Genomic DNA, 22,361 nt, shown 5'->3' with positions numbered 1-22,361 from the left:
ATGGATGCCTTCTTTGCGGTCCTCGACGCCATCAATGGGGTTCTGCTCTCCGTTCCGGTATTGCTGACCCTGCTCGGCATCGGCCTGCTGTTCACGCTCTGGAGCGGCTTCTGCCAGTACCGCTCGCTGACGCACGGCGTCGCGCTGGTCGCCGGCAAGGGCATCGACACCTCGCACGGCCCTGGCGCGCTCACGCACTTCCAGGCGCTGACCGCGGCGATGTCGGGCACCGTCGGGCTCGGGGCGATCGCCGGCATGGCGATTGCGGTCGATTTCGGCGGCCCCGGCGCGGTGTTCTGGATGTGGGTCGTCGGCCTCGTCGGCATGGGGCTCAAGACCACCGAGGTCACGCTGTCGCTGCTCTATCGCGACACCCACGACCCGGAGAATCCGCACGGCGGCGCGATGTATGTGGCGCGCGACGGGCTCGGCGGACTGGCGCCGGCACTCAAGCCGCTCGGCAAAGTGGTCGGCTTCGTGTTCGCGATCTCGCTGCTGCTGTTCGCATTCACCGGCGGCAACATGTTCCAGACCTGGAGCGTCGCCGACACCACGCGCGAATACTTCGGCGTGCCGACCTGGATCACCGGGCTGATCCTGGCGATCGCCGCGGGCGTGGTGATCCTGGGCGGCATCAAGCGCATCGGCAACGTCACCAAGACGCTGGTGCCGTTCAAGTGCGGCGTCTATGTGCTCTGCGGACTCTACGTGATCGTCACACATGCGGACGCGCTGCCCGATACGTTTCGCGCGATCTTCGCGGGCGCATTCTCGAAGACCGATGGCGTCGGCGCCTTCATGGGCGGAACCATCGGCTCGGCCTTCATGTGGGGCATGAAGCGGGCGCTGTTCTCGAGCGAGGCGGGCCTGGGCACCGCGCCGGTCGCGCATGCGGCCGTGAAGACGCCCGAGCCGGTGACCGAAGGCGTGGTCTCCGGGCTCGAACCCTTCATCGACACGATCTTCGTCTGCACCGTCACCGGCCTCGTCGTGCTGCTGACCGGCGTCTGGAACCGCGCACCGGCCGCCAATTGGCAAACACCGCCGGCCTGGGTCGAATCGGCACCGGGCCACTGGCAGCCGCAGGTCGACACCACTTCGCTCTCGGTGCGCGGCAGCGCCCTGCCCGCCAATCCGGCCGGAACGCCGGTGTTCGTGATGGCCGAGATCGACGGCCAGCGCCAGCGCGTCTATGGCACCTACGTCATGAACAGCCAGGGCATGCGCTTCGACTGGCAGCCGGTCGCCAGCACGCAGGCACCGAGCTATGCGGAAGGCGGCGTATTCGCCGACTACCGCGGCTCCACGCTCGTCGCCAAGGGCTTCGACACCGTGCACGAAGGCCTCGGCCGCTGGCTCATCACGATCGCAGTCTGGGTGTTCGGGCTCTCGTGCATCATCAGCTACGGCTACTACGGCGAGCAGAGCGTGATCTATCTGGCCGGCGAACGCTGGGTGACGCCGTTCCGCTGGCTCTGGTGCGTGGCCGCGGCGAGCGCCTGCTTCGGCTTCATCAAGACCTCGGGCCAACTCGACACGCTCAGCACCATCGGCATGGGCTTCATGTACGCCATCAACCTGCCCCTGCTGCTGATTCTCGGCAACAAAGCGATGCGCCAGTATCATGACTACTTCCGTCGCCTGAAAAACGGCGAAATCGCCCGCAACGCCGCTCCAGAATCCCGGTAAAAACTGCTCGTGACCGACCCGATCGACCGTCCGCACGCGGATGGCCCTCGCACTGGCGTACTGCTGATCAACCTCGGCACGCCCGAAGCGCCGACGCCCGCCGCCATCCGCCGCTATCTGCGCCCGTTTTTATCGGACCGGCGCGTCGTCGAACTGCCGCGCCCGCTGTGGCTGATGGTGCTCTACGGCTTCATCCTGCCGCTGCGCCCGCGCAAGCTCGCGCACAGCTATCAGAGCATCTGGATGAAGCCGGGGCCGGAAGGCTCGCCGCTGATGCATCACTCGCTGCGCCAGAAAACGCTGATCCGCGAATGGCTGTTCGCGAACATCGGCCACGAGGTTCCGGTTGCGCTCGGCATGACCTATGGCGAGCCTTCGATCAGCGGAGCGCTCGACGAGCTCGAATCGCAAGGCGTTCGTCGCGTACTCGTGCTGCCGCTCTACGCGCAGTATTCGGCGACTAGCACCGCCGCCGCACTCGACGCCGTGTTCGCCGCGCTCAAGCCGCGTCGCTGGTTGCCGGAGCTGCGCACGATCAACAGCTACCAGGACCACGGCCCGTTCATCGATGCGCTTGCCGACAGCCTGCGCAAGCACTGGAAGATCCACGGTCGCGGCGATCACCTGCTGATGTCGTTTCACAGCATTCCGCGCCAGTATTTCCTGGCCGGCGATCCTTATTTCTGCCAGTGCCACAAGACCGCGCGCCTGCTCGCCGAAAAGCTCGAGCTCGCCGAAGGCTCGTGGTCGGTCAGCTTCCAGAGCCGGCTCGGCAGGCAACCCTGGCTGCAGCCCTATACCGATCTCGTCGTTCCACAGCTGGCCCGATCCGGCGTGCGCACGCTCGACGTGATCTGTCCGGGCTTCGCCGCCGATTGCCTCGAGACGCTAGAAGAAGTCGCCCTGCGCTATCGCGACGATTTCATTGCCGCGGGCGGCGCGAGCTTCCGCTACGTGCCCGCGCTCAATGCCGATGCCCCGCATATCGAAGCGCTCGGGCAATTGCTGATGCAGCATCTGCCAGGCTGGCTCGATCTCGAAAGTGCCGACGAGCCGAAACGGCGCAGCGCGCGAGCCCAGGCCGCACAGGCGCAGTTGCACTCGCCGACCTTGCTGACGCCGCCGCGCGCGGCGCAGTCGACCTAAATCAGGGCTTGCGGCGGCCTCAGTCGCGCTCGATCACGAGCTCCACGCGGCGCATCGCATCCGCCGCTGCGCCCGAGGCCGGCTTGCCGGCCGGCAAGCCGACCGACGACAGCTCGCGAATTTCGAAGCCGTTCTGTTCGAGGAAACGACGCACCCGGTTCGCACGAGTGCGGGCGAGCGTGTCGGGGCTCGGGCCCTCGTCGAGGTCGGCGTAGCCCTGCACCACGATAAGCGCGTTGCCCTTGAGCTGCTGGCGCAGCCTCGGCAAAGCATCGCGCAGCTTCTGCAGCTCGCCAGCGCCGAGCGCAGCCACGCCCTTGCCGTAGTGCACGGTCACCGCGGCAGCGGACAGCGCAGGGGACGGCGACGGCGCCAGCGGACGCGCCGGCAGCGGCTGCGGCGAGTGCGCTGAAGGCGCAGGCACAGATGGCGGCACGGCCTGGCGACCGGCAGGTGACGGAATCGGCGCGGGTTTCGGCGGTACGACGGGAAGGGAAACAGCCGGCGCCGGCTCCGGTTTCGCGCCAGTCACGGCCCGGGATGGCATCGCCGGTCGAGGAGTCGCTGTGGAGGACGTAGACGACGTGAAAGCCGGACGTGTTACTGCCGCAGCAAGCGGATGCTGCCCGCTCGCGCAACCGAGTTCGTCGACGATGGCGCCAAGCTCCGAATCCGGGCAGCGATCCGGCCCGTCGGCAACACCATCGAAATCGGAATCGAGCGCGCACCCGCGACCATCGACTCTCGCGCCAGGCGGCGAGTACGGGCAATCGTCGACGTTGTCCGGCACCTGATCCGCGTCCTGATCGTTCTCCGCGCTGCAGCCGTGCACATCAACGACGGCACCCGGCGCGGAATACAGACATTGATCGAGGGTGTCGTCGACCCGATCGCCGTCGCCGTCAACGAAAGGCCGGATCGGCACTACGCTGATACCGGCGGCGAGCGAAGCGCCCGCCAGCAGCCCAAGCAATCCACCCGAGCAGGCCTGGCCGAAGCGCTCCCGTCCTGATCTGCCTGGCCACCCCATCGCGATCGTTCTCGATTCGAGTTATGAGGGCAGACTAGCGACGTGGTTCACAGGACTCAAGGCCGCTGAAGCCGCACGATTCGCCCGCTCGACGGGTGACTTTGGCAAGCCAAACAAAAGCCCCGCCAGCTTGCGCCGGCGGGGCTCCCAACCACCGCTCGATATTGCGATCGAGCCTATCGGATACTTACTCGTGCGTCTGAATCTCCGCACGACGGTTCTGCGCACGGCCTTCCGCAGTTTCGTTGGTCGCGATCGGCTTGGACTCACCATAAGCGAAGGTGTTGATGCGGCCTGCATCGACGCCCTTGCGGCTCAGGTAGCTCTTGACCGTATTGGCACGACGCTCGGACAGGCCCTGGTTGTAGCCGTCGGTACCGATCCAGTCGGTATGGCCGGAAACGTCGACCTTCAGGTTCGGATAGGTCTTGGACATGCCGTCGATGGTCGTGGCCGCCTTGTCGAGCTTGCTCTTCTCGCCCTCAGCCAGTTCGGACTTGTCGAACTCGAAGTGGACGTCGTCGAACTTGCGGTTGGCGCCTTCGGCCGTCGCCTTCGGGCAACCCTTGGCATCGACCACCGTACCGGACGGAGTGCCCGGGCAGAGGTCGGCGGTATCGCAGATGCCGTCGCCATCGCTATCCATGCACGCGGCCGGAGGGGTCGGGGCCGCAGCGGCAACCGCTCTGGAACCCAGCGGAACGACCAGGCCCACCTTCAGCACGGCCTCACCGAGATCGCCGACATTGGTGCCGCCGAGCGCGTTATCGTCGAACCAGATATGGCGATAGCGCAGATCGGCGCGGAAGCCGAGATCAGCGCCCGCGAGGGTGAAGTACTTGATGAAACCCAGGCCGACATCCGCGAACGGATCGGTGGTGTCCAGCGAGGTGCCGCGCAATTCGGTCGTCACGCCGCCGACGCCAGCTCCGAAATACGGAGAGAACTTCGGGTTGCGACTGAAGAAATACAGGCCGTCGAGCTTGCCGCCATATTCACGCTGGGCGTTCGCACCCGGCGTATTGTCGTGCGGGAACTCGCTATAGAAACCGTTGAGTTCGAAACCCCAGTGCTCGCTGAGTGCCTTGCCGACACCGAGCTGGGCGCCCTGACCTTCCTCGACGCCGACACGGTCGGAGTTTTCGAAGGTATAGCTATAAAGCACCGACAGATACGGACGCGTTTCGGAAGCGACGGTCGAGTCGGCTTCTTGTGCGTGCCCGGCAAAAGCCAGCGACGACAGGCCAAGGAGCAGCCCGGCGCGAAGCATCGTTTTCATTCCTGTAACTCCCTTGAACAAGCCAGCCTTTATCGGCTTTTGTTAACCCTGAACAGTATTATAGAGAAAGCTGAACGGTATTCGTATACAAATTTGCTGCACCACCGCAAGCGTTCTTGAGCGTAGCATGCGGGCTTTCTTCGAAACCTGCAATGAACGTCAGTTCTGAGTGGTATTTCACCTTTATTTTCGCTCCCCGGAGTCGTCAAACACGATGTTTTTTTTGACCGAGTATGGCCTGTTCCTGGCCAAGACCCTGACCTGGCTTGGGGCGGTGGTCGTCATCATCGTCACGGTTGCCTCGGCCGCTCGGGCCCGCAGGGAGAGTTCGCAGGGTCACTTGGAGATTCGGCACGTCAACCAGCGGTTGAGTGAACTCGCGGACGCGCTCAACGACGAGCTGCTCTCGCCGGCCGAGCAGAAGAAGGCGGCAGCGGCCCGAAAGAAGCAGGATAAGCAGCTTGAAAAAGCAGCCAAAAATCCACATGCGGCGGTCAAGAACCGCGTATTCGTCCTCGATTTCGACGGAGACATCCAGGCTTCGGCCGTCTCGGCCCTGCGGGAGGAGATCAGCAGCGTCCTGCAGGTGGCCCGCGAAACCGATGAGGTGGTACTGCGTCTCGAGAGCGGAGGTGGCCTCGTCCATGCCTATGGCCTGGCAGCGTCTCAGCTGCTGCGACTGCGCGAGCGCCGGCTCAAGCTGACCGTCACCATCGACAAGGTCGCGGCCAGCGGCGGCTACATGATGGCCTGCGTTGGTGATCATATTCTGGCCGCGCCGTTCTCGATCGTCGGCTCGATCGGCGTGGTGGCCCAGTTGCCCAACTTCAACCGGCTGCTGCGCAAGCACGACATCGATGTCGAGCTGCATACGGCCGGCGACTTCAAGCGTACGCTGACCGTGTTCGGCGAGAACACCGACAGCGGCCGCGCCAAGTTCCGCGAAGAGATCGAAGAAACCCATACGCTGTTCAAACGCTTCGTCCTGCAGAACCGCCCGGTGCTCGATATCGGCAAGGTGGCCACCGGCGAGCATTGGTTCGGTAGCCAGGCACTCGGCCTCAAGCTGATCGATCGCATTCTCACCTCGGACGATTACCTGCTCGAAAAAGCCAGCGAAGCCGAGGTCTACGAAATTCGCTATCGCCGTCCGCGCCCGCTGTCGGAACGGCTTTCACAGCAACTGACGCGCCTGCTCCTGGCGGGGCGCCGACAGCTGCGACCCAGCAAGCTCGATCTGCTTTGAGCTGGATTTACTTCGGGGTTTTAGCTGATCTGGGCGGAACTCCGGCTTATCAGCCGAAAGAAAGCGGAGTAGCCTTCCGATGACCGTGGGGCTCGCCGACAAACACCGACAACGAATCGGATACGGCGACGCAGATTATTAGAAGGCAAGAGGAGAAGCTGATGGAATCCGTTCGACCAGGGCGCCTGCGCCCGGCGGCTCGTGCCCGCGTGCGTGGCAGTTGGATCGGCTGGCTGGCGCCTTGCGCGCTGGCGTTGACACTGACGTCACCAACCGCGCTGGCGACCGATTTTCGCCTCGATTTCGGCGACGACTCCATCACCGGCGTGCTCAACACCAATTTGAGCATCGGCGCCCAGTGGCGTGCGGAAAACCGCTCCAACGACCTGATCGGCAAGAACAAGGTCAATCCGAACTTCTGTCCGGTGGCGCCAAACGGTGCGGGCACCTCGTGCCAGGGCCATCTCGACTACGCCAACGAATCGCATCGACTGCTCGGGCTCAACAGCTACATCGGCGAAGGCAGCTATGCCAACCAGGTCGCTGTCGATGCCCCGGGCCAGTTTTCGAACAACAACGATGACGGCAACATCAACTACGACCAGTGGGACGTGACCCAGGCGATCGGCAAGCTCGCCATGGATCTCACGCTCAACTACAAGGGCTACGATTTCTTCGTGCGCGGCTACGGCTTCTACGACGCCGAGAACCACAATCGCAAGGATTTCAACCCGAACATCCAGACGGTCGACAGCACCAGCGGCATGCGCCGCGGCATCGGCGAAGCGTCTTCGCGCCGGCGCAACGGCGTCACGGAGGACCAGATCGGCGTCGGCGCGATGCTGCTCGACCTTTACGTCGCCAAGACCTACGCGATCAGCGACGAGCGCGATTTCACCATCAAGATCGGTCGCCAGAACATCAACTGGGGCGAGAGCACGCTGCTGGTCGTCGGCAGCCTCAACTCCTTCTCCACGCCGAACGTGAACTCGCTGTATCGCCCGGCCTTCCTCGAACTCTCCGAAGTGCTGCAGCCGACGCCGGCGATCTGGACCTCGACCACGATCGTGCCAAACCTCACGCTCGAGGCGTTCTACCAGTACGACTGGGAACCGGCGATCGTGCCGACCGCAGGCTCGTACCTGTCGACCGTCGACATCGGCACCGACAGCCAGCGCGATTACGTCTTCCTGGACTTCGGCAAGACCGCCGAAGATCCCGACCGCCTCGGCCTGCCGGACCAGCTCATGCTGTCGGCGATCACCGACACTTCGGGCACCATCTACCTGCGTCCCGAAAAAGAAGCCAAGAGCAGCGGCCAGTTCGGCTTCTCGCTCAAGTACTACGCCGAATGGCTCAACAGCGGCACCGAGATCGCGCTGTATGCAGGCCGCTACCACAGCCGCCTGCCCTATCTGAGCTTCTACGAGGGCGACTACGGCTGCTTGTCCGGCCCCGGCGCCCTGGCTCCCGCCGCCGTTGGCGCCACCAAGACTCCGCTGGACACGCTCGGCGTGCTGGGCGCCTGCCCGGGCCTGGATTCGACGCTGTTCATCAGCAATGCGCTGCCCGGCGCCCTGGCTCCCGGCGTGCGCGACCAGCGCATCGGCGAAAACGGCAGCGCCTTCACGCTCGATACCGTCGAAGCCCAGCTGCAGTATCCCGAGAACATCGACCTCTACGGCATCAGCTTCAACACCGCGTTCGGCGATCTGTCGATCCAGGGTGAAATCGCCTACCGCCCGAACCAGCCGCTGCAGATCGACGACACCGACCTCGCGTTCGCGGCGATGCAGAACATCTTCCCGCGCGGCAACGGCACCGGCACCACCGGCGATTCATACGACTTCGGCGTCCTCGGCGATCTCGGCAACTCGATCCCCGGCCTGCCCGGCGCGCTGCTCAATGCTGGCACCATCGCCCAGCTGCCCGGCGCGCGTTACGGCATTCCGGACTTCGTCTCCGCCTATCGCGGGCTCGATCCGCTCGGCTACGCGCCGGGCGCCTACATCCGCGGATGGGAACGCTTCAAGACCGCCAACTACAACCTCGGTGCGACCAATGTCATCGGTCCGAACAACTGGGTCGCCGCCGACCAGATCATTCTGATCGGCGAACTCGGCGCCAACCAGATCTTCGACATGCCGAGCAAATCGCGCCTGCAGCTCGAAGGCCCCGGCACCTTCACTCATGCGAGCGCGGGCGCCGACGGCACCGGCGCCGATGGCTCGGCACGGTCGAACTCGGGCGTCATCGGGCCTTCGGGCATCCGCTTCAACCCGACGCAGCAGAAGAGCGGCTTCGTGACCGACTTTTCGTGGGGCTACCGCATCATCAGCATCCTGCGCTACGAGAACGTGCTGCCCGGCATCGGCATCGAGCCGACCATCGTCTGGTCGCACGACGTGCAGGGCGTCTCGCCCGGCCCGGGCGAAAACTTCGTCGAAGGCCGCAAGTCGGTGATCGTCAGCACCACCATCCGCTTCTCGCCCGCCTGGAACGCGGCCGTCGGCTACACCGCCTTCTTCGGCGGCGGCTCGGCCAACCTGCTGCGCGATCGCGATTTCGTGCAGGTGGGGCTGCGCTACCTGTTCTGATCGCAGCCTCCGAAACCGAGCCGAGCGCCTTGCAGAAGAGCCCGCCGATGCGGGCTCTTCTGTTTGCGCGCGCTGGTCGTTGCTTGCGGCTCTGACACATAATCCGCGCTGCTTTCGCCGTTGATAAGACCCCCTCGAAAGTCAGCCACCCAGAACCAAGGATTAGGCATGAAACTGACCAGCAAGACGTTCTCGGACGGCGGTGTGATACCCGGGCGCTGCGCCTTCGCCGTCAAGGCCCCCAAGGGCCATGTGCGTCTTTCCGAGAACCTCAACCCCGAACTGACGTGGAGCGGCGCCCCGGCCGGCACGCGCAGCTTCGCACTCGTCTGCATCGATCCCGACGCCCCCACCAAGCCCGACGACGTGAACAAGGAAGGTCGCGAAGTGCCGCTCAAGCTGCCGCGCGCCAGGTTCTTCCACTGGGCGGTGGTCGACATCGCGCCCACCGTCACGCAGATCGAAGAAGGCGCGGCCTCCAACGGCGTCACGCCGCGCGGCAAGCAGCAGCCTGGCGGCATCGAAGGCGCCCGTCAGGGCGTCAACGATTACACCGGCTGGTTCAAGGGCGACGCCGACATGGGTGGCACTTATCGCGGCTACGATGGCCCCTGCCCGCCGTGGAACGACAGCGTGCCGCATCACTACTGCTTCGAAGTGTTCGCGCTCGACGTCGAAAGCCTTTCCGTTCAGGCCGATTTCACCGCCGCCGATGTGCTCAAGGCCGTCGAGGGTCACGTGCTCGCAAGCGCGAGCCTCACCGGCCGCTACAGCCTCAACCCACGCATTCGCCTGAACTGAGTTCCACAAAGCCAGCACGAACCAATGAATGACCTCGGCCGACCGCGAAACTTGCAGTCGGCCCGATGGTCACAGGCGATCCATCGCCAACCGCCCTTTCGAGTTCTCGCCCGAGATTCGCTCCATGCTCCGCACCTCCCCGACTATCGCCCTCGCCCCGCTCGTTCTGGCGCTGGGCCTCGCGTTCCATCTTCCAGCCCAGGCTCAAATGCAGGCCGCTCTGCCCCTGCAGCAGGGCATGCCCTCGCTCGCCCCGATGCTCAAGCAGGCGACGCCCGCCGTGGTCAACATCGCGGTCACCTCCAAGCAGGAGATCCAGAACCCGCTGCTGCAGGACCCCTTCTTCCGCCGCTTCTTCGACATTCCGGACGATGCCCCGCAAGAGCGTGAAAGCCAGGCCGTCGGATCGGGCGTCATCGTCGATGCGGCCAAGGGCTACATCATCACCAACAATCACGTCATCGACGGCGCCGATTCGATCAAGGTGCGCCTCGTCGACGATCGCGAGTTCGACGCCAAGCTGATCGGCAAGGACCCGGAGACCGACATCGCCGTGCTGCAGATCAAGGCCGACAACCTCAAAGCGCTGGTGCTGGCCGATTCCGACAAGCTCGAAGTCGGTGATTTCGTCGTCGCCATCGGCTCGCCGTTCAACCTGCGCACCACTGTGACCTCGGGCATCGTCAGCGGCCTCGGCCGCAACGGCATGGGCGAGGGCTACCAGGATTTCATCCAGACCGACGCCTCGATCAACCCGGGCAATTCCGGTGGCGCGCTCGTGAACCTGCGCGGCGAACTCGTCGGCATTCCGAGCCAGATCCTCTCGCGCAGCGGCGGCAACATCGGTATCGGCTTCGCCATTCCGACCAACCTCGCCAAAACCGTGATGGGGCAGCTCACGCAGTTCGGCTCCATCGAACGCGGACGCATCGGCGTCGGCGGCCAGAACCTCGATCCGGCGCTCGCCAAGGCCTTCGGCCTGTCGTCCTCGCGCGGCGCGGTCATCACCCAGGTGGTGCCCGGCTCGCCGGCCGACAAGGCCGGCGTCAAGAGCGAGGACATCGTGCTCAAGGTCAACGGGCGCGAAATTTCGAGCTTCGACCAGCTGCGCAACATCGTCGGCCTGATGCGCGTCGGCGAGAAGGTGGAGCTGTCGATTCTGCGCAACGGCAAGCCGCAGACGGTCAACGTGGTCATCGGAAAGGCCGGCGCCGAAACCGCCTCGGCCGACGGCAAGGGCGGCGGCAACCTGCATCCCTCGCTGGCCGGCGCGACCTTCGCTCCGCTCGATGAAAGCAGCGCCCGCCGGGCGCGCGCCGACGGCGGCATCCAGGTGCAGGACGTGAACCCGACCTCGGCCGCCGCACGCGCGGGCCTGCGCCCCGGCGACATCATCCTGAGCGTGAACCGCCAGCCCGTGAAGACGATCGAGCAGTTCACCAAGCTCGCCAATCCGAAGACGCCGGAATTGCTGCTGCACATCCAGCGTGGGCCGGGGGCGCTGTTCCTGATCATTCGCTGAGACGTTGACGTTCCTCTCTCCCGCTTGCGGGAGAGAGTCCCTCGCGACAGCGAGGGGAGAGAGGGTTCGCCTACAGAGGGCGCGCGCTTTTCCACCTTCCCCTCTCCCGGCGCTTCGCGCCACCCTCTCCCGCAAGCGGGAGAGGGGAACATCGGAAACATCCACGGCTATACTGCCTCGGACGCTTTCCCTCAAATCAAGCCACGCATGCTGGACTCGGAACTCGAACAGCTCGAACAACGCATCCAGCGCCTGACCGCCGCCTACCGGCAGGCTCGCCTGGAAGCCCGGCGCGCGCAGCAGGAGCGTGATCGCCTGATGGCGCTCAACAACGAGTTGCGGCGGCGCATCGAAGGCATCGTCGATCGCGTCCGCAACCTCGAATCGGAGCAGGATCATGAGTGACAAGGACCGCTTCGAAGACAGCGACAAGAGCGATGCGCTCAGCGTGACCGTGCGCATCATGGGTCGCGAATACACCGTGGTCTGCCCGCCCGACGAACACGAAGCGCTCGTCGCCTCGGCCGATTTCCTCAACGAACGCATGACCGCCATCCGCCGTCGCGGCAAGGCGCTCGGAGCCGAGCGCATCGCGGTGATGGCCGCGCTCAACATTTCGCGCGAGCTGCTCGAGCTGCGCGGCGCGGAAGCGGTGCTCAAACTCGACGAGGCGGCGCTTGCGCGCGTTCGCCAGCTCAAGCTCGACATCGATTCAACGCTCGCGCTCGAATAGCGCGGGTTCATTGCACGCAGGCATGCGTGCTCGTCGGCGACATCGTCGCGTCGAGTGATTTGCTCAAAGCGCACGCGTCGTCGGTGTTATGATGGCGACGGTGTCTCCTGCGGTGTTCGACGAACGCTCTAAACCCTTGAGCCTATTTGCAACCCCCCGGGAGCCAAAGCTGGTTGGGCGTGCAAGCCCGCGTTGTCGGCGGGAAGCCCGAAAGTCAGATTGCGGCACCCACTTGAGACCTCGTCTCAAGGTACCGAGCGAATGACGGCACAGGCGGGAGTCACCACTTCTTCTTCCCAAGCCCTGCACAAGGCGCAGCTGCGTAAAACGCTGCGCAAGCGCAGAGCGACGATCTCGCGACGCGAGCGGCGACGCGCCGCGCAGCGATGCGCCGATCACCTGATGCGCGTTATCGATCGCAGCGACATTCGCAGCATCGCGCTGTATCTCGCCTACGGCTCCGAACTCTCGACCGCGCCGCTGCTGCAAAAGCTGCGGCGTTCGCGTTGTCGCCTGTTGCTGCCGAGCTTGCGCGGACAGCGCATGCATTTCGTCGAATGGAAAGTTGGACAAGCGCTGCGAGCGAATCGCTTCGGCATCGACGAGCCCTGCGGCCGCACTCGGGTGATGCCGGCACACATCGACGCGATCGTGATGCCGCTCACCGGCTTCGATGCGCAAGGCCGCAGGCTCGGGACCGGCGGCGGCTATTACGATCGCACGCTCGCGGCGCTGAGCACGCGTCGCAGGCCCTGGCGCATCGGCTACGCCTATGCGTTGCAGGAGTGCGAGCCGATCGCCGACGATCCCTGGGACATCAAACTTCACGCCGTCTGCACCGAACGCGGGCTGCGGCGCTTTCACGGTTAGAACACGACGACATGGCGACTCAAAAACCGTCTTACTGGCTCATGAAATCCGAGCCCGACGCCTTTTCCATCGACGATCTCGAAAAGCGTCCGAAGCAGACCGAGCCGTGGAACGGCGTGCGCAATTACCAGGTGCGCAACATGTTCCGCGACCAGATGAAAGCGGGCGATCTCGCCTTCTTCTATCACTCGAGCTGTCCGGAGCCCGGAATCTACGGCGCGATGAAGATCGTCAGCAACGCGTATCCGGACCCGACGCAGTTCGATCCGAAGTCCGATTACTACGATGGCAAATCCACGCCGGAAGACCCGCGCTGGCTGCTCGTCGACGTGCAGTTCCTGCAGAAGTTCGAGCAGCCGGTGCTGCTGAGCACCCTGCGCGAGAACGAGGCCAAGCTCGAAGGGCTGCGCGTACTCGAAAAAGGCACGCGGCTATCGGTGACGCCAGTGAAAGCCGAGCACTGGAAGCTGATCACCAGGCTGGCGGGGGTGAAGCTCTGAGCTGTGATGTTGATGTTCCTCTCTCCCGCGTGCGGGAGAGAGTCCCTCGCGAATGCGAGGGGAGAGAGGGTTAGCCCAAAAAAGTAGCGCTCTTTCCAACCTTCCCCTCTCCCGGTCCTTTGGACCACCCTCTCCCGCAAGCGGGAGAGGGACAGCACGACTAGCCACGCACTGCGTTCGTTGCGCTCAAACCCCGAACACGAAGCGCAGGCCCACGCGCGCGTCGTTGAGTTCGAAGTCGACTCCGTTCTCGGTGAGATTGGTCGAGCGATAGTCCGCGAACACGCCGAGGTTGCGGGTGATGCGGAAATCGAGGCCCAGGTTGTATTCGAGGCCGTCGAGCGTTTCGCCGCCATCGTCGAGCCGCACATAGCCGATACCGCCCGTGAACGCGAGACCCGACGTGGCGAGCCAGCTCGTGCGCAGGAACAAGCCGACGCCATCGGCCGTGCCTTCCACGTCGCCCGAGTCGATGTCCAAGTTGATGTATTCGGCGGTCGCGCCGAAATAGCGCCAGTAATAACCGGCACCGAGGCGATAGCTGTCGAGCTTCGAGGGGCCGTCGTAGTCGGAGCGCTGATATTCGCCATTGAATGCGATCTGGTCGGTGAGCTTGAGCAGGCCCTTCACGCCCCAGCCGTCACCATCGACATCGCCGTCGACGTCATCGCCGGCATCGACCTTGAGCTGGGTCCACGGCAGGTAATAAGCATCGACGAAACCAGCCGGCGATTCGGCCTGGGCCATCTGAAACGGTGCGACGGACAACAGGCCGAGCAAGGCCCCCTGAGCGATACGAGCACGCATTTAGAATCTCCCTGATCGCGGCCCGACCGCAGTGTCAGGCTCGCGTGCCCAAGAATAACGCGTAGGCCGGGTTGTCGGTCTCTTCCCAGTATTCGTAGCCGAGCTGGTCAAGGGAGCGGCGCACGTCGCCCAATTGCCCGCGCGGAATCTGCAGTCCACACAGCACGCGGCCGAACGCGGCGCCGTGGTTGCGGTAATGGAACAAGGAAATATTCCAGCGGCCGCCGATCGCATGGAGAAAATCCTCGAGCGCGCCGGGACGCTCGGGGAACACGAAACGGAACAGATGCTCGTCGGCAAGCCCCGGCGCACGGCCGCCGACCATGAAGCGCACGTGCAATTTAGCCATCTCGTTGCCGGTCATGTCGGCGACCGGCAGATCCTGCTCGCGCAGGATCTGGATCAGTTTCTCGCGCTCTGCCGCGCCCTCGGTGATCTTGATGCCGACGAACACGTGCGCCGCGCCGGACGACGAGTAGCGATAGTTGAATTCGGTGATCGGCCGGCGGCGCAGATGCGAGAGGAATTTCTTGAAGCTGCCGGGCTTCTCGGGAATCGTCACCGCGAGCAGCGTCTCGGCGTCGTCACCGAGCTCGGCGCGCTCGGCCACGTAACGCAGGCGATCGAAATTGATGTTCGCGCCCGAGACGATCGCGCACACCGTTTTGCCCGACAGATCGTGCGTCTGCGCGTAGCGCTTCACGCCGGCGATGCCGAGCGCGCCCGCGGGCTCGGGCACCGCGCGCTTCTCGTTGAACAGGTCGCGGATCGCGGCGCAGATCTCATCGATGCTGACTTCGACGCAGTCGTCGACGAAATGCCGCGCGAGCTTGAACGGCTCTTCGCCGGCCTGGCGCACCGACACGCCGTCCGCGAACAGGCCGGCCTGCGCGAGCTTGATGCGGCGCCCGGCTTTCAAGCCCGCGCCCATGCAGTTCGAGTCGTCCGGCTCGACGCAGATGACCTTCGTGTGCGGGCTCTTGTGCTTGATCCAGGCCGCGATGCCGGCCAGCAGGCCGCCACCGCCGACGCAGACGAACACGGCATCCAGCTTCTCCACGCCAAGCTGCGGCAGTTGCTCGAGAATCTCGCGCGCGATGGTGCCCTGGCCGGCGATCACTTCGGGATCGTCGTACGGGTGGACCAGCGTCATGCCGCGATCGACGAGTTCGAGCGCATGCGCGAGCGCGTCGTCGTAGGCATCGCCATGCAGGATCGCCTTGCCGCCGAGCGAGCGCACCGCATCGACCTTGATCGCCGGCGTCGTGCGCGGCATGACGATGGACGACGGAATGCCGAGCTTGGCCGCCGACAGCGCCACGCCCTGCGCGTGATTGCCGGCCGACGCCGTCACCACGCCGTGCGCGCGCGCCTCGTCGGACAGCGAGGCCATCTTGTTGTAGGCCCCGCGCAGCTTGAACGAGTACACCGGCTGGGTGTCCTCGCGCTTGAGCAGCAGCTTGCAGCCGAGCCGCGCGGAGAGCTTGGGCGCGTGTTCGAGCGCGGTCACGTCGGCGACGTCGTAGACGCGGCCTGCGGCCTGTTCGATGCGCTTGGCGTACTGGGCCAGCAGGCGCTGGGCTTCGGCGGACGCGGCGGCGGTCCGCTGGGGGGTTTTGTTCACTTCGGTGACCTGATTGAAGAGACGGCGACGACTGTTCCTGCCGTTCCTCTCTCCCGCTTGCGGGAGAGAGTCCCCGCGTAGCGGGGGAGAGAGGGGCAGCCCGAAAGTGCGTGCACTCTCCAACCATCCCCTCTCCCGGTCCTTCGGACCACCCTTTCCCACAAGTGGGAGAGGGGACAAGCAAGTTCCCTCTGCAAATGGCAGAAGAAACGCCACAATCAACCTCGATAACCGTTGACCGAAAGACGTTTCCCTTATGATACCCGGCTCTTACGCCTCCCCTCGCAGCCGCCCCGGAATGAGCCTCCCCGCCTCGCCCATCGTCGCCTTCATCGGCGGCGGCAACATGGCCACCAGCCTCGTCGGCGGCCTGCTCGCCAGCGGCTTTACGCCCGATCAGCTGCGCGTGGCCGAGCCCGATGCGGGCAAGGCGCAAGCCCTGCGCGAGCGTTTCGGCATCGTCGTCGCCGCGAGTGGCGCCGAGATCGCGGCCGGAGCCAGCGCGCTGGTGCTCGCGGTGAAGCCGCAGCAGATGATCGCGGCGCTGGCCGGCCTTGCGCCCGATGCGGGCGCGCTGGCGCTGTCGATCGCGGCCGGCGTGCGCATCGACACCCTGCGCTCGGCCCTGCCGGCCGGCGTGCACGTGGTGCGCAGCATGCCCAATACGCCTTCGCTCTACGGCGCCGGCATCACCGGGCTTTACGCGCCGGCCGGAACGCCCGAGGCGACGCGGGCGCTGGCCGACCGCATCCTCGCCGCGGCCGGCCAGACCTGCTGGGTCGAGAAGGAAAGCGATCTCGACGCGGTGACCGCCGTCTCGGGCTCCGGCCCTGCCTACTTCTTCCTGCTGACCGAAGCGATCCGCGAGGCCGGCGTCGCGCTGGGCCTGTCGCCCGAAGTCTCGGCCCAGCTCGCGGCGCGCACGCTGGTCGGCGCCGCGAAGATGGTCGACGCGGGCAGTACCGACGTCGCCGAGCTGCGCGCGCAGGTCACGTCCAAGGGCGGCACCACGTTCGCGGCGCTGCAATCGCTGGAAAAAGCCGGCCTGCGCCCCATCTTCACCGAGGCGCTGCGCGCCGCGGCCGACCGCAGCCGCGAGCTCGGCGACGAGTTCGCCGCCGCCTCGCGGCCCTCAATCAACTAAGGACACGCGATGGGCGCCCAGGCGACCAATGCCTTCATCTTCCTGATCAGCACCCTGTTCAATCTGTACATGGGCGCGGTGCTGTTGCGCATCATCCTGCAGTGGGTACGCGCAGACTTCTACAACCCGATCTCGCAGCTGGTCTGGAAAGTCACGCAGCCGGTGCTCGCGCCGTTCAAGAACATCGTGCCCAAGCATCGCAAGCTCGACATCGCGGCCGCGATCCTGCTGCTGGTGCTCGCGGCGCTCTACATCCAGGTTATCGCGGCGCTGTGGAATCTCGACATCGGCATCGGCCGCACGCTGTGGTTCGCGGCGCTCAAGGTCGTCGGCCTGGGCCTGTCGCTGTACACGGCCACCATCGCCATCTACGCGATCCTGTCGTGGTTCGGCCCGGGCTTCTCGAATCCCGCCGCGAACATCCTCTACAGCATCAACGAACCGCTGCTGCGCCCGCTGCGCCGGCTGATTCCGCCGGTGTCGGGGCTCGATCTGTCGCCGCTCGTGGCGATCCTGTTGCTGCAGGTGCTGGGCATGCTGTTGCCGCTGCCCGGCTACTTCGGCCTCGGCTGAGCGCATCACGCCGGTGACCAGCGAAGTGACCGAAGGCTCGGTCGGGATCGTCGAGCCGCGCAAGATCCGCATCGATTCGCCGCTGATTCTCGATTGCGGGCGGCTGTTCATGTGGCACGACCTCATGGTCGAAACCTACGGCACGCTCAACGCCGCGCGCAGCAACGCGGTGCTGATCTGCCACGCGCTCTCGGGCGACCATCACGCCGCCGGCGTGCATTCGGCCGACGACCGCAAGCCCGGCTGGTGGGACAACTGCATCGGCCCGGGCAAGCCGATCGACACCGATCGCTTTTTCGTCGTCAGCCTCAACAACCTCGGCGGCTGCCGCGGCTCCACCGGCCCCAACAGCATCGCCCCCGAAACCGGTCGCCAGTGGGGGCCGGATTTTCCGCTGCTGACCGTTCGCGACTGGGTGCGCTCGCAAGCCCTGCTCGCCGACAAGCTCGGCATCACCCAATGGGCGGCGATCGTCGGCGGCTCGCTCGGCGGCATGCAGGTGATGCAGTGGGCGGTCGATCTGCCGCGACGCGTGCGCCACGCCGTCGTCATCGCCTCGGCCCCGCAGATTTCGGCACAGAACATCGCGTTCAACGAAATCGCGCGGCAGGCGATCCTGTCGGACCCGGATTTCCACGGCGGCCGCTACTACGATCACAACGCGGTGCCCGCGCGCGGCCTGCGCCTGGCGCGCATGCTCGGGCACATCACCTACCTGTCCGATGCGGCGATGCGCGCCAAGTTCGGCAACGACCTCAAGGCGCCGCAGCCGTCGTTCAACTTCGACGTCGAGTTCGAGGTGGAAAGCTACCTGCGCTATCAGGGCGAGAGCTTCGTCGATCGCTTCGACGCCAACACCTACCTGATCATGACCAAGGCGCTCGACTACTTCGACCCGGCGCGCGACTACGACGATTCGCTCGTCGATGCCTTCCGCCAGGCGCAGGCGCGCTTCCTGGTGGTGGCGTTCTCGAGCGACTGGCGCTTCTCGCCGGCGCGCTCGCGCGAGATCGTCAAGGCGCTCGTCGATGCGGGGCGTGACGTGAGCTATGCGCTGATCGAATCGGCGCTCGGCCACGACGATTTCCTGATGCCGCTGCCGGACTATCACCGCGTGCTGCGCGGCTATCTGTCGCGCGTGGCGGACGAGGTGGGGGCGTGATGAACCGAAGCTTCATCGCCACGAACAGCCTGTCCTCTCTCCCGCTTGCGGGAGAGAGTCCCTCGCGAATGCGAGGGGAGAGAGGGCTCGCTCGGCAGAGTGAGCGCACTTTCCAACCATCCCTCTCCCGGTCCTTCGGACCACCCTCTCCCACAAGTGGGAGAGGGGACCAGCAGGAAGCGTAACTGCATGACCGCCGCCCTCCGCCGCGATCTCGCGATCCTCTCCGAATGGATCAAGCCCGGCTCGCGCGTGCTCGATCTCGGCTGCGGCGACGGCAAGCTGCTCGCGCACCTGGCCGAGCAGCGGCAGACGCACGGCTACGGCATCGAGATCGATGTCGGCAAGGTCGCCAAATGTATCGAGGCCGGGGTCAACGTGATCCAGGGCGACATCGACGAAGGCCTGCGCGATTTCGAGGACAACTCGTTCGACTACGTGCTGCTCACGCAGACCTTGCAGGCCCTGCAGCGCCCGGACGACGTCATCGACGACATCCTGCGTGTCGGCCGCACGGCCATCGTCACGTTCCCCAACTTCGGGCACTGGCGCGTGCGCATGGCGCTGGCGCTCGGCCGCATGCCGATGACGCGCTCGCTGCCGGCCACCTGGTACGACACGCCGAACATCCATCTCTGCACGGTCGCCGACTTCGAAGCCCTGTGCGCCGAACGCGGCTGGCGCATCGAGCGGCGTCGCCTGCTCAACAGCCAGCATCTCGAAGGCACCAGCATCCGTCTGCTGCCGAACCTGTTTAGCGAGATCGCGATCTACCTGCTGCAGCAGGGCAAACCGCCGAGCAGGAACACCTGAGCGATGCAGGGTGGGGCGAGGCCCGCCCTGCCCAAGACCAGCGCCGTCCGTGTTGAAGATTTGCGCGGCGACTCACTCAGTCGAGCACCGGCGCGGCCGAATGCGGGCGCCAGCCGTAGACCTCCAGATTCACCTTGCCGGCCCGCACTTCGACTCCCTCGGACAGCAGCCGCTTGCGCTGCTCCCTGAACGCCTGGGTGCCTTGGGCGAACGCGATACGGCCCGGCGATGCGAGCACCCGATACCAGGGCATGTAGTCCTCGCCCTGCTCCTGCCAAAGGCTTTTGCCGGCCAGCCGCGCCCGGCCCGGAAAGCCCGCGATCGCCGCGAGTTGTCCGTAAGTCACGACCCGCCCTGCAGGAACTTTACGAAGTGCGGCGCGAATGGCGATAACCGCCGGCGTCAGCCTTGAATCGGTCGTCATGTCAGCCTTTTGCTCGTTCGGAATGGCTTCATTTCGTAGGCCAATTATCCGATTCCGATGAGGAAAAACACGACAAAATTTGCTCCTAACCACTTCAGGTTGGATTCAGCCCTCCAAACAGAGACTGTGTTCAACGGATCGCGGTGCAGCAATGAGACAGGGCGGCGCGATCTTTTCAATCACGAACACCCGGTCCCTGCGGCGCAGTCTCCCCCACTCTCCCCAACTGCGTTGCAGCGAGGCGGTCGAGCCCCCCACTCGGCCGCCTCATTTTTATTTAGGCCTCAAAAAAGCCTCTTCCAGAGGGAAGAGGCTTTTTTGTTTGCAGCGAAAGGCATCCCCACCGGAATCGAGGATGAGCGGCCGCACCTGACAGATGAACGGCCTCTCAGATTTCCGGCAGGACCAGTGGTCACCGGCGGGCGACCAATGGTTCAGCTTCTCCATCCCACGAACGAACGGATGGAGCCACACTCTGTCTCAACAAGGACGGCGCTGCTTCGGCACCGCCTCCAGTGAAACTCCCCTGCCGTTACCCTGCGGCAGAACTTGGGCGGTGGAATGACAAGGCTTCCACCGCCTTCTTTTTGCCTGCAACTTTTTCGCCATCAAGAGCCGAACTTGTTTTTCCTCTCTCCCGCTCGCGGGAGAGGAAACCATCAACCTACGGCGACAGGACGCGGCAGCTGCTCTCATCGACCCCGAACCGCTCGGTTCCGAGCACTTCGCCCGAGCGGGTCAGCGACAAGGCGAGCGTCCTGTCGCGCAGATCGCCCGTATCGACCACATACCGCGCGCCGCTTTCGGCGTAGAGCGGCTCGGGCGACTGTTCGACGCTCGTCACCGTGAGTCTCACCGAGGCGTCGGCCTGCAGGCGGATTTCGATGCGCGGCCTGGCGTCCTGCATGGCCGGAATCGGGCGCAGCACCAGCGTGTAGCGCGGGCGGCGCAGCGTGTATTCCACCGGCAATTGGTGCTTGAGCAGGCAACCGTCGAGCTCGCCGTAGTGCGTCGTCAGCGCATCGTCCTCGCGGCTGTCGAGCGTGACGGTGCTGCGCTTGTAGAGCTGCGGGGCGCAGGCGCTGAGCAGCAGGGCCAGCGCAAGGGCGGCCGAGGGAAGTGCGAAACGCATGGAACTCCGCATGAGGATCAAAGGTTCAAGGTGCCGGACGCGATGCGCACGGCTTGGCCGCCGACTTTGACCGCGATGATACGGCCATCGCGCTTCTCGGCCTGGATCTGCAGCCGGCTCGGACGGCCCATTTCGACGCCCTGCAGCAGCGTCCAGCGCAGTACGCCCTCGGTCGGCGAGCGATCGGCCAGATGACCGCAAAGCGCGACCGCAGCCGAACCCGTTGCCGGGTCTTCACCGACGCCCAAGTCCGGTGCAAACATGCGCGATCTTAGAACACCGTATTGATGCGTTGCGGCATACAAATAAAAGGAGCTCGACCAGACAGGTCGGGCACCCGCCAGCTTGTGCGCCTGCAAGCGGGCACGGCCGAGCGCCTCGATCGAGCGCAGCGGCACGAGGTTGTACGGAACGCCGCAGGACGCCCCGCGCGGAGCATCGGCATCGGTTTCGAGGTCGGCGACCGACAGGCCGAGCCAATCGGCGAGCACTTCGGCCGGCGGCGCCTCGCCGAAGCTCGGCAGCACCGCGGTCGTCAGTTCGGCATAGGTCAGCGCATCGGCCGATTTGCGAATGCGCACCGGCACCGGCCCGACTTTCTCGTCGAGCACGATATCGAGCGCCTCGCCCTCGCCGGCCAGACCGAGGTCGGCGAGCAGGCAAGCCGTGCCGACCGTGGGATGGCCGGCGAACGGCAGCTCGAGCGTCGGCGTGAAGATGCGCGCCCGCACGAGCGCGCCGGGCCGCGTCGCCGGCAGCACGAACACGGTCTCGGACAGATTGAATTCGGCCGCGATCGCCTGCATGCGCGCATCGGACAGCGACTCGCCGCCGAACACCACGGCCAGCGGGTTCCCGGTCAGCGGCGTATCGGTGAAGACATCGAGCACGTGGTACTGCAAGGCGCTGCTGTTGCTCACATGAATTTCCCGCCGCTGATGCGTCCGTCGGCGTCGAGTTCGGCGAAATAGCGGCTGCGGTCCATGCGGAATTCACGCGTCGCGATCTCGCCGGGCAGCACGAGCTTCACGTCCGGATAGCGCTTGCGGAATTGCTCGGGCGTCGGCTTGCCGCTGATGAAGCGATCGAACGCGGGCACGTCCTCGACCTTGCCCGGAACCACGATGTCCTGCTGCGGCTCGGCCGCATTCGGCGAATTCTGGCAGGCGACCGCGAGCGCCGCGGCGGCCAGCGTGCTGCACAACAAGAGCGTGCGAAGGATCATCGGAGCGGCGCCTCGTGGCGGGAATCGGAATCGGGGCCGGCATG

General features: G+C 65.2%; 23 protein-coding genes and 1 other RNA gene. 16 read left to right on the top strand and 8 right to left on the bottom strand.

Going from position 1 to position 22,361, the window contains the following annotated elements; all coding sequences use genetic code 11:
* Together WQQ_RS23070 and hemH are read left to right on the top strand one after the other, a co-directional pair.
* Nucleotides 1-1,689, top strand: coding sequence for an alanine/glycine:cation symporter family protein (locus WQQ_RS23070; RefSeq protein WP_007185623.1), 1,689 nt, complete (start codon nucleotides 1-3; stop codon nucleotides 1,687-1,689).
* A gap of 9 nt (nucleotides 1,690-1,698) precedes the next feature.
* Entirely contained in the window at nucleotides 1,699-2,835 is a 1,137-nt protein-coding gene (gene hemH / locus WQQ_RS12815; protein WP_007185622.1) for a ferrochelatase, read from the top strand.
* A 19-nt stretch (nucleotides 2,836-2,854) separates the two neighbouring features.
* Here the strand turns inward: hemH and WQQ_RS12810 are convergent, their stop codons facing one another.
* Nucleotides 2,855-3,259, bottom strand: coding sequence for an OmpA family protein (locus tag WQQ_RS12810; RefSeq protein WP_040454108.1), 405 nt, complete (start codon nucleotides 3,257-3,259; stop codon nucleotides 2,855-2,857).
* 195 nt (nucleotides 3,260-3,454) lie between these two features.
* Between WQQ_RS12810 and WQQ_RS12805 the strand changes: the two genes are divergently transcribed.
* On the top strand, nucleotides 3,455-3,847 hold the full coding sequence (locus tag WQQ_RS12805) for a hypothetical protein (RefSeq protein WP_040454107.1): 393 nt from the start codon (nucleotides 3,455-3,457) through the stop codon (nucleotides 3,845-3,847).
* Between the two features lie 205 nt (nucleotides 3,848-4,052).
* Here WQQ_RS12805 and WQQ_RS12800 read toward each other — a convergent pair whose 3' ends face one another.
* Nucleotides 4,053-5,144, bottom strand: a complete 1,092-nt coding sequence (locus WQQ_RS12800; protein ID WP_040454106.1) for an OmpA family protein — start codon at nucleotides 5,142-5,144, stop codon at nucleotides 4,053-4,055.
* Nucleotides 5,145-5,358: 214 nt separating this feature from the next.
* On the opposite strand from WQQ_RS12800, the gene sohB reads away from it, so the two are divergent.
* The 9 genes from sohB to WQQ_RS12760 all read left to right on the top strand — a co-directional run bounded on the left by sohB (nucleotide 5,359) and on the right by WQQ_RS12760 (nucleotide 13,413).
* Nucleotides 5,359-6,390 carry a protease SohB gene (gene sohB, locus WQQ_RS12795; protein WP_007185619.1) on the top strand — a complete coding sequence of 344 codons (1,032 nt, stop codon included), beginning with the start codon at nucleotides 5,359-5,361 and terminating at the stop codon, nucleotides 6,388-6,390.
* 161 nt (nucleotides 6,391-6,551) lie between these two features.
* Nucleotides 6,552-8,987, top strand: a complete 2,436-nt coding sequence (locus WQQ_RS12790; RefSeq protein ID WP_007185618.1) for a DUF1302 domain-containing protein — start codon at nucleotides 6,552-6,554, stop codon at nucleotides 8,985-8,987.
* A 168-nt stretch (nucleotides 8,988-9,155) separates the two neighbouring features.
* Nucleotides 9,156-9,788 (top strand): YbhB/YbcL family Raf kinase inhibitor-like protein, encoded by a 633-nt coding sequence (locus WQQ_RS12785; protein ID WP_007185617.1) that lies wholly within the window; start codon nucleotides 9,156-9,158, stop codon nucleotides 9,786-9,788.
* A 124-nt stretch (nucleotides 9,789-9,912) separates the two neighbouring features.
* Nucleotides 9,913-11,310 (top strand): DegQ family serine endoprotease, encoded by a 1,398-nt coding sequence (locus tag WQQ_RS12780; RefSeq protein WP_040454105.1) that lies wholly within the window; start codon nucleotides 9,913-9,915, stop codon nucleotides 11,308-11,310.
* Nucleotides 11,311-11,517: 207 nt separating this feature from the next.
* Nucleotides 11,518-11,715 (top strand): hypothetical protein, encoded by a 198-nt coding sequence (locus WQQ_RS12775; protein WP_007185614.1) that lies wholly within the window; start codon nucleotides 11,518-11,520, stop codon nucleotides 11,713-11,715.
* Entirely contained in the window at nucleotides 11,708-12,043 is a 336-nt protein-coding gene (locus tag WQQ_RS12770; protein ID WP_007185613.1) for a cell division protein ZapA, read from the top strand. Before WQQ_RS12775 ends, WQQ_RS12770 begins: the two co-directional genes overlap by 8 nt.
* A 101-nt stretch (nucleotides 12,044-12,144) precedes the next feature.
* A non-coding RNA gene (ssrS, locus tag WQQ_RS23775) (6S RNA) lies at nucleotides 12,145-12,327 on the top strand.
* A gap of 19 nt (nucleotides 12,328-12,346) precedes the next feature.
* Nucleotides 12,347-12,913, top strand: coding sequence for a 5-formyltetrahydrofolate cyclo-ligase (locus WQQ_RS12765; RefSeq protein WP_040454387.1), 567 nt, complete (start codon nucleotides 12,347-12,349; stop codon nucleotides 12,911-12,913).
* A gap of 11 nt (nucleotides 12,914-12,924) precedes the next feature.
* Complete coding sequence (locus tag WQQ_RS12760; RefSeq protein ID WP_007185611.1) at nucleotides 12,925-13,413, top strand: EVE domain-containing protein; 489 nt, start codon at nucleotides 12,925-12,927, stop codon at nucleotides 13,411-13,413.
* Between the two features lie 186 nt (nucleotides 13,414-13,599).
* Here the strand turns inward: WQQ_RS12760 and WQQ_RS12755 are convergent, their stop codons facing one another.
* The gene (locus WQQ_RS12755) at nucleotides 13,600-14,220 is read right to left on the bottom strand and encodes an outer membrane protein (protein WP_007185610.1); all 621 of its coding nucleotides are present in this window, start codon (nucleotides 14,218-14,220) and stop codon (nucleotides 13,600-13,602) included.
* A 34-nt stretch (nucleotides 14,221-14,254) separates the two neighbouring features.
* Nucleotides 14,255-15,793: a threonine ammonia-lyase, biosynthetic gene (ilvA, locus tag WQQ_RS12750; RefSeq protein WP_040454385.1), complete on the bottom strand. Its 1,539-nt coding sequence runs from the start codon at nucleotides 15,791-15,793 to the stop codon at nucleotides 14,255-14,257.
* 349 nt (nucleotides 15,794-16,142) lie between these two features.
* On the opposite strand from ilvA, the gene proC reads away from it, so the two are divergent.
* From proC to metW, 4 genes are all read left to right on the top strand, one after another.
* Complete coding sequence (gene proC / locus WQQ_RS12745; RefSeq protein WP_007185608.1) at nucleotides 16,143-16,988, top strand: pyrroline-5-carboxylate reductase; 846 nt, start codon at nucleotides 16,143-16,145, stop codon at nucleotides 16,986-16,988.
* A 9-nt stretch (nucleotides 16,989-16,997) separates the two neighbouring features.
* The gene (locus WQQ_RS12740) at nucleotides 16,998-17,561 is read left to right on the top strand and encodes a YggT family protein (RefSeq protein ID WP_007185607.1); all 564 of its coding nucleotides are present in this window, start codon (nucleotides 16,998-17,000) and stop codon (nucleotides 17,559-17,561) included.
* A gap of 13 nt (nucleotides 17,562-17,574) precedes the next feature.
* Entirely contained in the window at nucleotides 17,575-18,723 is a 1,149-nt protein-coding gene (gene metX / locus WQQ_RS12735) for a homoserine O-succinyltransferase MetX (RefSeq protein WP_007185606.1), read from the top strand.
* 189 nt (nucleotides 18,724-18,912) lie between these two features.
* A complete protein-coding gene (gene metW, locus WQQ_RS12730) occupies nucleotides 18,913-19,536 on the top strand; it encodes a methionine biosynthesis protein MetW (protein WP_007185605.1) in 624 nt (207 codons plus the stop codon).
* A gap of 76 nt (nucleotides 19,537-19,612) precedes the next feature.
* Here metW and WQQ_RS12725 read toward each other — a convergent pair whose 3' ends face one another.
* The 4 genes from WQQ_RS12725 to WQQ_RS12710 form a co-directional block, all read right to left on the bottom strand.
* Nucleotides 19,613-19,960: an MGMT family protein gene (locus WQQ_RS12725; RefSeq protein WP_007185604.1), complete on the bottom strand. Its 348-nt coding sequence runs from the start codon at nucleotides 19,958-19,960 to the stop codon at nucleotides 19,613-19,615.
* Nucleotides 19,961-20,624: 664 nt separating this feature from the next.
* Nucleotides 20,625-21,092, bottom strand: coding sequence for a hypothetical protein (locus WQQ_RS12720; RefSeq protein WP_007185603.1), 468 nt, complete (start codon nucleotides 21,090-21,092; stop codon nucleotides 20,625-20,627).
* 17 nt (nucleotides 21,093-21,109) lie between these two features.
* A complete protein-coding gene (locus WQQ_RS12715) occupies nucleotides 21,110-22,012 on the bottom strand; it encodes a PhzF family phenazine biosynthesis protein (protein WP_007185602.1) in 903 nt (300 codons plus the stop codon).
* Entirely contained in the window at nucleotides 22,009-22,317 is a 309-nt protein-coding gene (locus tag WQQ_RS12710; RefSeq protein ID WP_007185601.1) for a hypothetical protein, read from the bottom strand. Before WQQ_RS12710 ends, WQQ_RS12715 begins: the two co-directional genes overlap by 4 nt.
* Nucleotides 22,318-22,361 lie beyond the last annotated feature (44 nt).

Origin of the sequence: Hydrocarboniphaga effusa AP103, assembly GCF_000271305.1 — a bacterium.
Lineage (GTDB): Bacteria > Pseudomonadota > Gammaproteobacteria > Nevskiales > Nevskiaceae > Hydrocarboniphaga > Hydrocarboniphaga effusa.
This window is presented reverse-complemented; position numbering and strand designations above follow the sequence as displayed.

What these genes read in the sequence shown, in the direction of transcription:
- WQQ_RS12710 (WP_007185601.1), bottom strand. Translation starts at nt 22,317, where the DNA reads ATGATCCTTCGCACGCTCTTGTTGTGCAGCACGCTGGCCGCCGCGGCG.
- WQQ_RS12720 (WP_007185603.1), bottom strand. Translation starts at nt 21,092, where the DNA reads ATGCGTTTCGCACTTCCCTCGGCCGCCCTTGCGCTGGCCCTGCTGCTC.
- WQQ_RS12760 (WP_007185611.1), top strand. Translation starts at nt 12,925, where the DNA reads ATGGCGACTCAAAAACCGTCTTACTGGCTCATGAAATCCGAGCCCGAC.
- sohB (WP_007185619.1), top strand. Translation starts at nt 5,359, where the DNA reads ATGTTTTTTTTGACCGAGTATGGCCTGTTCCTGGCCAAGACCCTGACC.
- WQQ_RS23070 (WP_007185623.1), top strand. Translation starts at nt 1, where the DNA reads ATGGATGCCTTCTTTGCGGTCCTCGACGCCATCAATGGGGTTCTGCTC.
- WQQ_RS12770 (WP_007185613.1), top strand. Translation starts at nt 11,708, where the DNA reads ATGAGTGACAAGGACCGCTTCGAAGACAGCGACAAGAGCGATGCGCTC.
- WQQ_RS12790 (WP_007185618.1), top strand. Translation starts at nt 6,552, where the DNA reads ATGGAATCCGTTCGACCAGGGCGCCTGCGCCCGGCGGCTCGTGCCCGC.
- WQQ_RS12775 (WP_007185614.1), top strand. Translation starts at nt 11,518, where the DNA reads ATGCTGGACTCGGAACTCGAACAGCTCGAACAACGCATCCAGCGCCTG.
- WQQ_RS12780 (WP_040454105.1), top strand. Translation starts at nt 9,913, where the DNA reads ATGCTCCGCACCTCCCCGACTATCGCCCTCGCCCCGCTCGTTCTGGCG.
- WQQ_RS12725 (WP_007185604.1), bottom strand. Translation starts at nt 19,960, where the DNA reads ATGACGACCGATTCAAGGCTGACGCCGGCGGTTATCGCCATTCGCGCC.
- WQQ_RS12785 (WP_007185617.1), top strand. Translation starts at nt 9,156, where the DNA reads ATGAAACTGACCAGCAAGACGTTCTCGGACGGCGGTGTGATACCCGGG.
- WQQ_RS12740 (WP_007185607.1), top strand. Translation starts at nt 16,998, where the DNA reads ATGGGCGCCCAGGCGACCAATGCCTTCATCTTCCTGATCAGCACCCTG.
- WQQ_RS12800 (WP_040454106.1), bottom strand. Translation starts at nt 5,144, where the DNA reads ATGAAAACGATGCTTCGCGCCGGGCTGCTCCTTGGCCTGTCGTCGCTG.
- WQQ_RS12805 (WP_040454107.1), top strand. Translation starts at nt 3,455, where the DNA reads ATGCTGCCCGCTCGCGCAACCGAGTTCGTCGACGATGGCGCCAAGCTC.
- proC (WP_007185608.1), top strand. Translation starts at nt 16,143, where the DNA reads ATGAGCCTCCCCGCCTCGCCCATCGTCGCCTTCATCGGCGGCGGCAAC.
- metW (WP_007185605.1), top strand. Translation starts at nt 18,913, where the DNA reads ATGACCGCCGCCCTCCGCCGCGATCTCGCGATCCTCTCCGAATGGATC.
- WQQ_RS12755 (WP_007185610.1), bottom strand. Translation starts at nt 14,220, where the DNA reads ATGCGTGCTCGTATCGCTCAGGGGGCCTTGCTCGGCCTGTTGTCCGTC.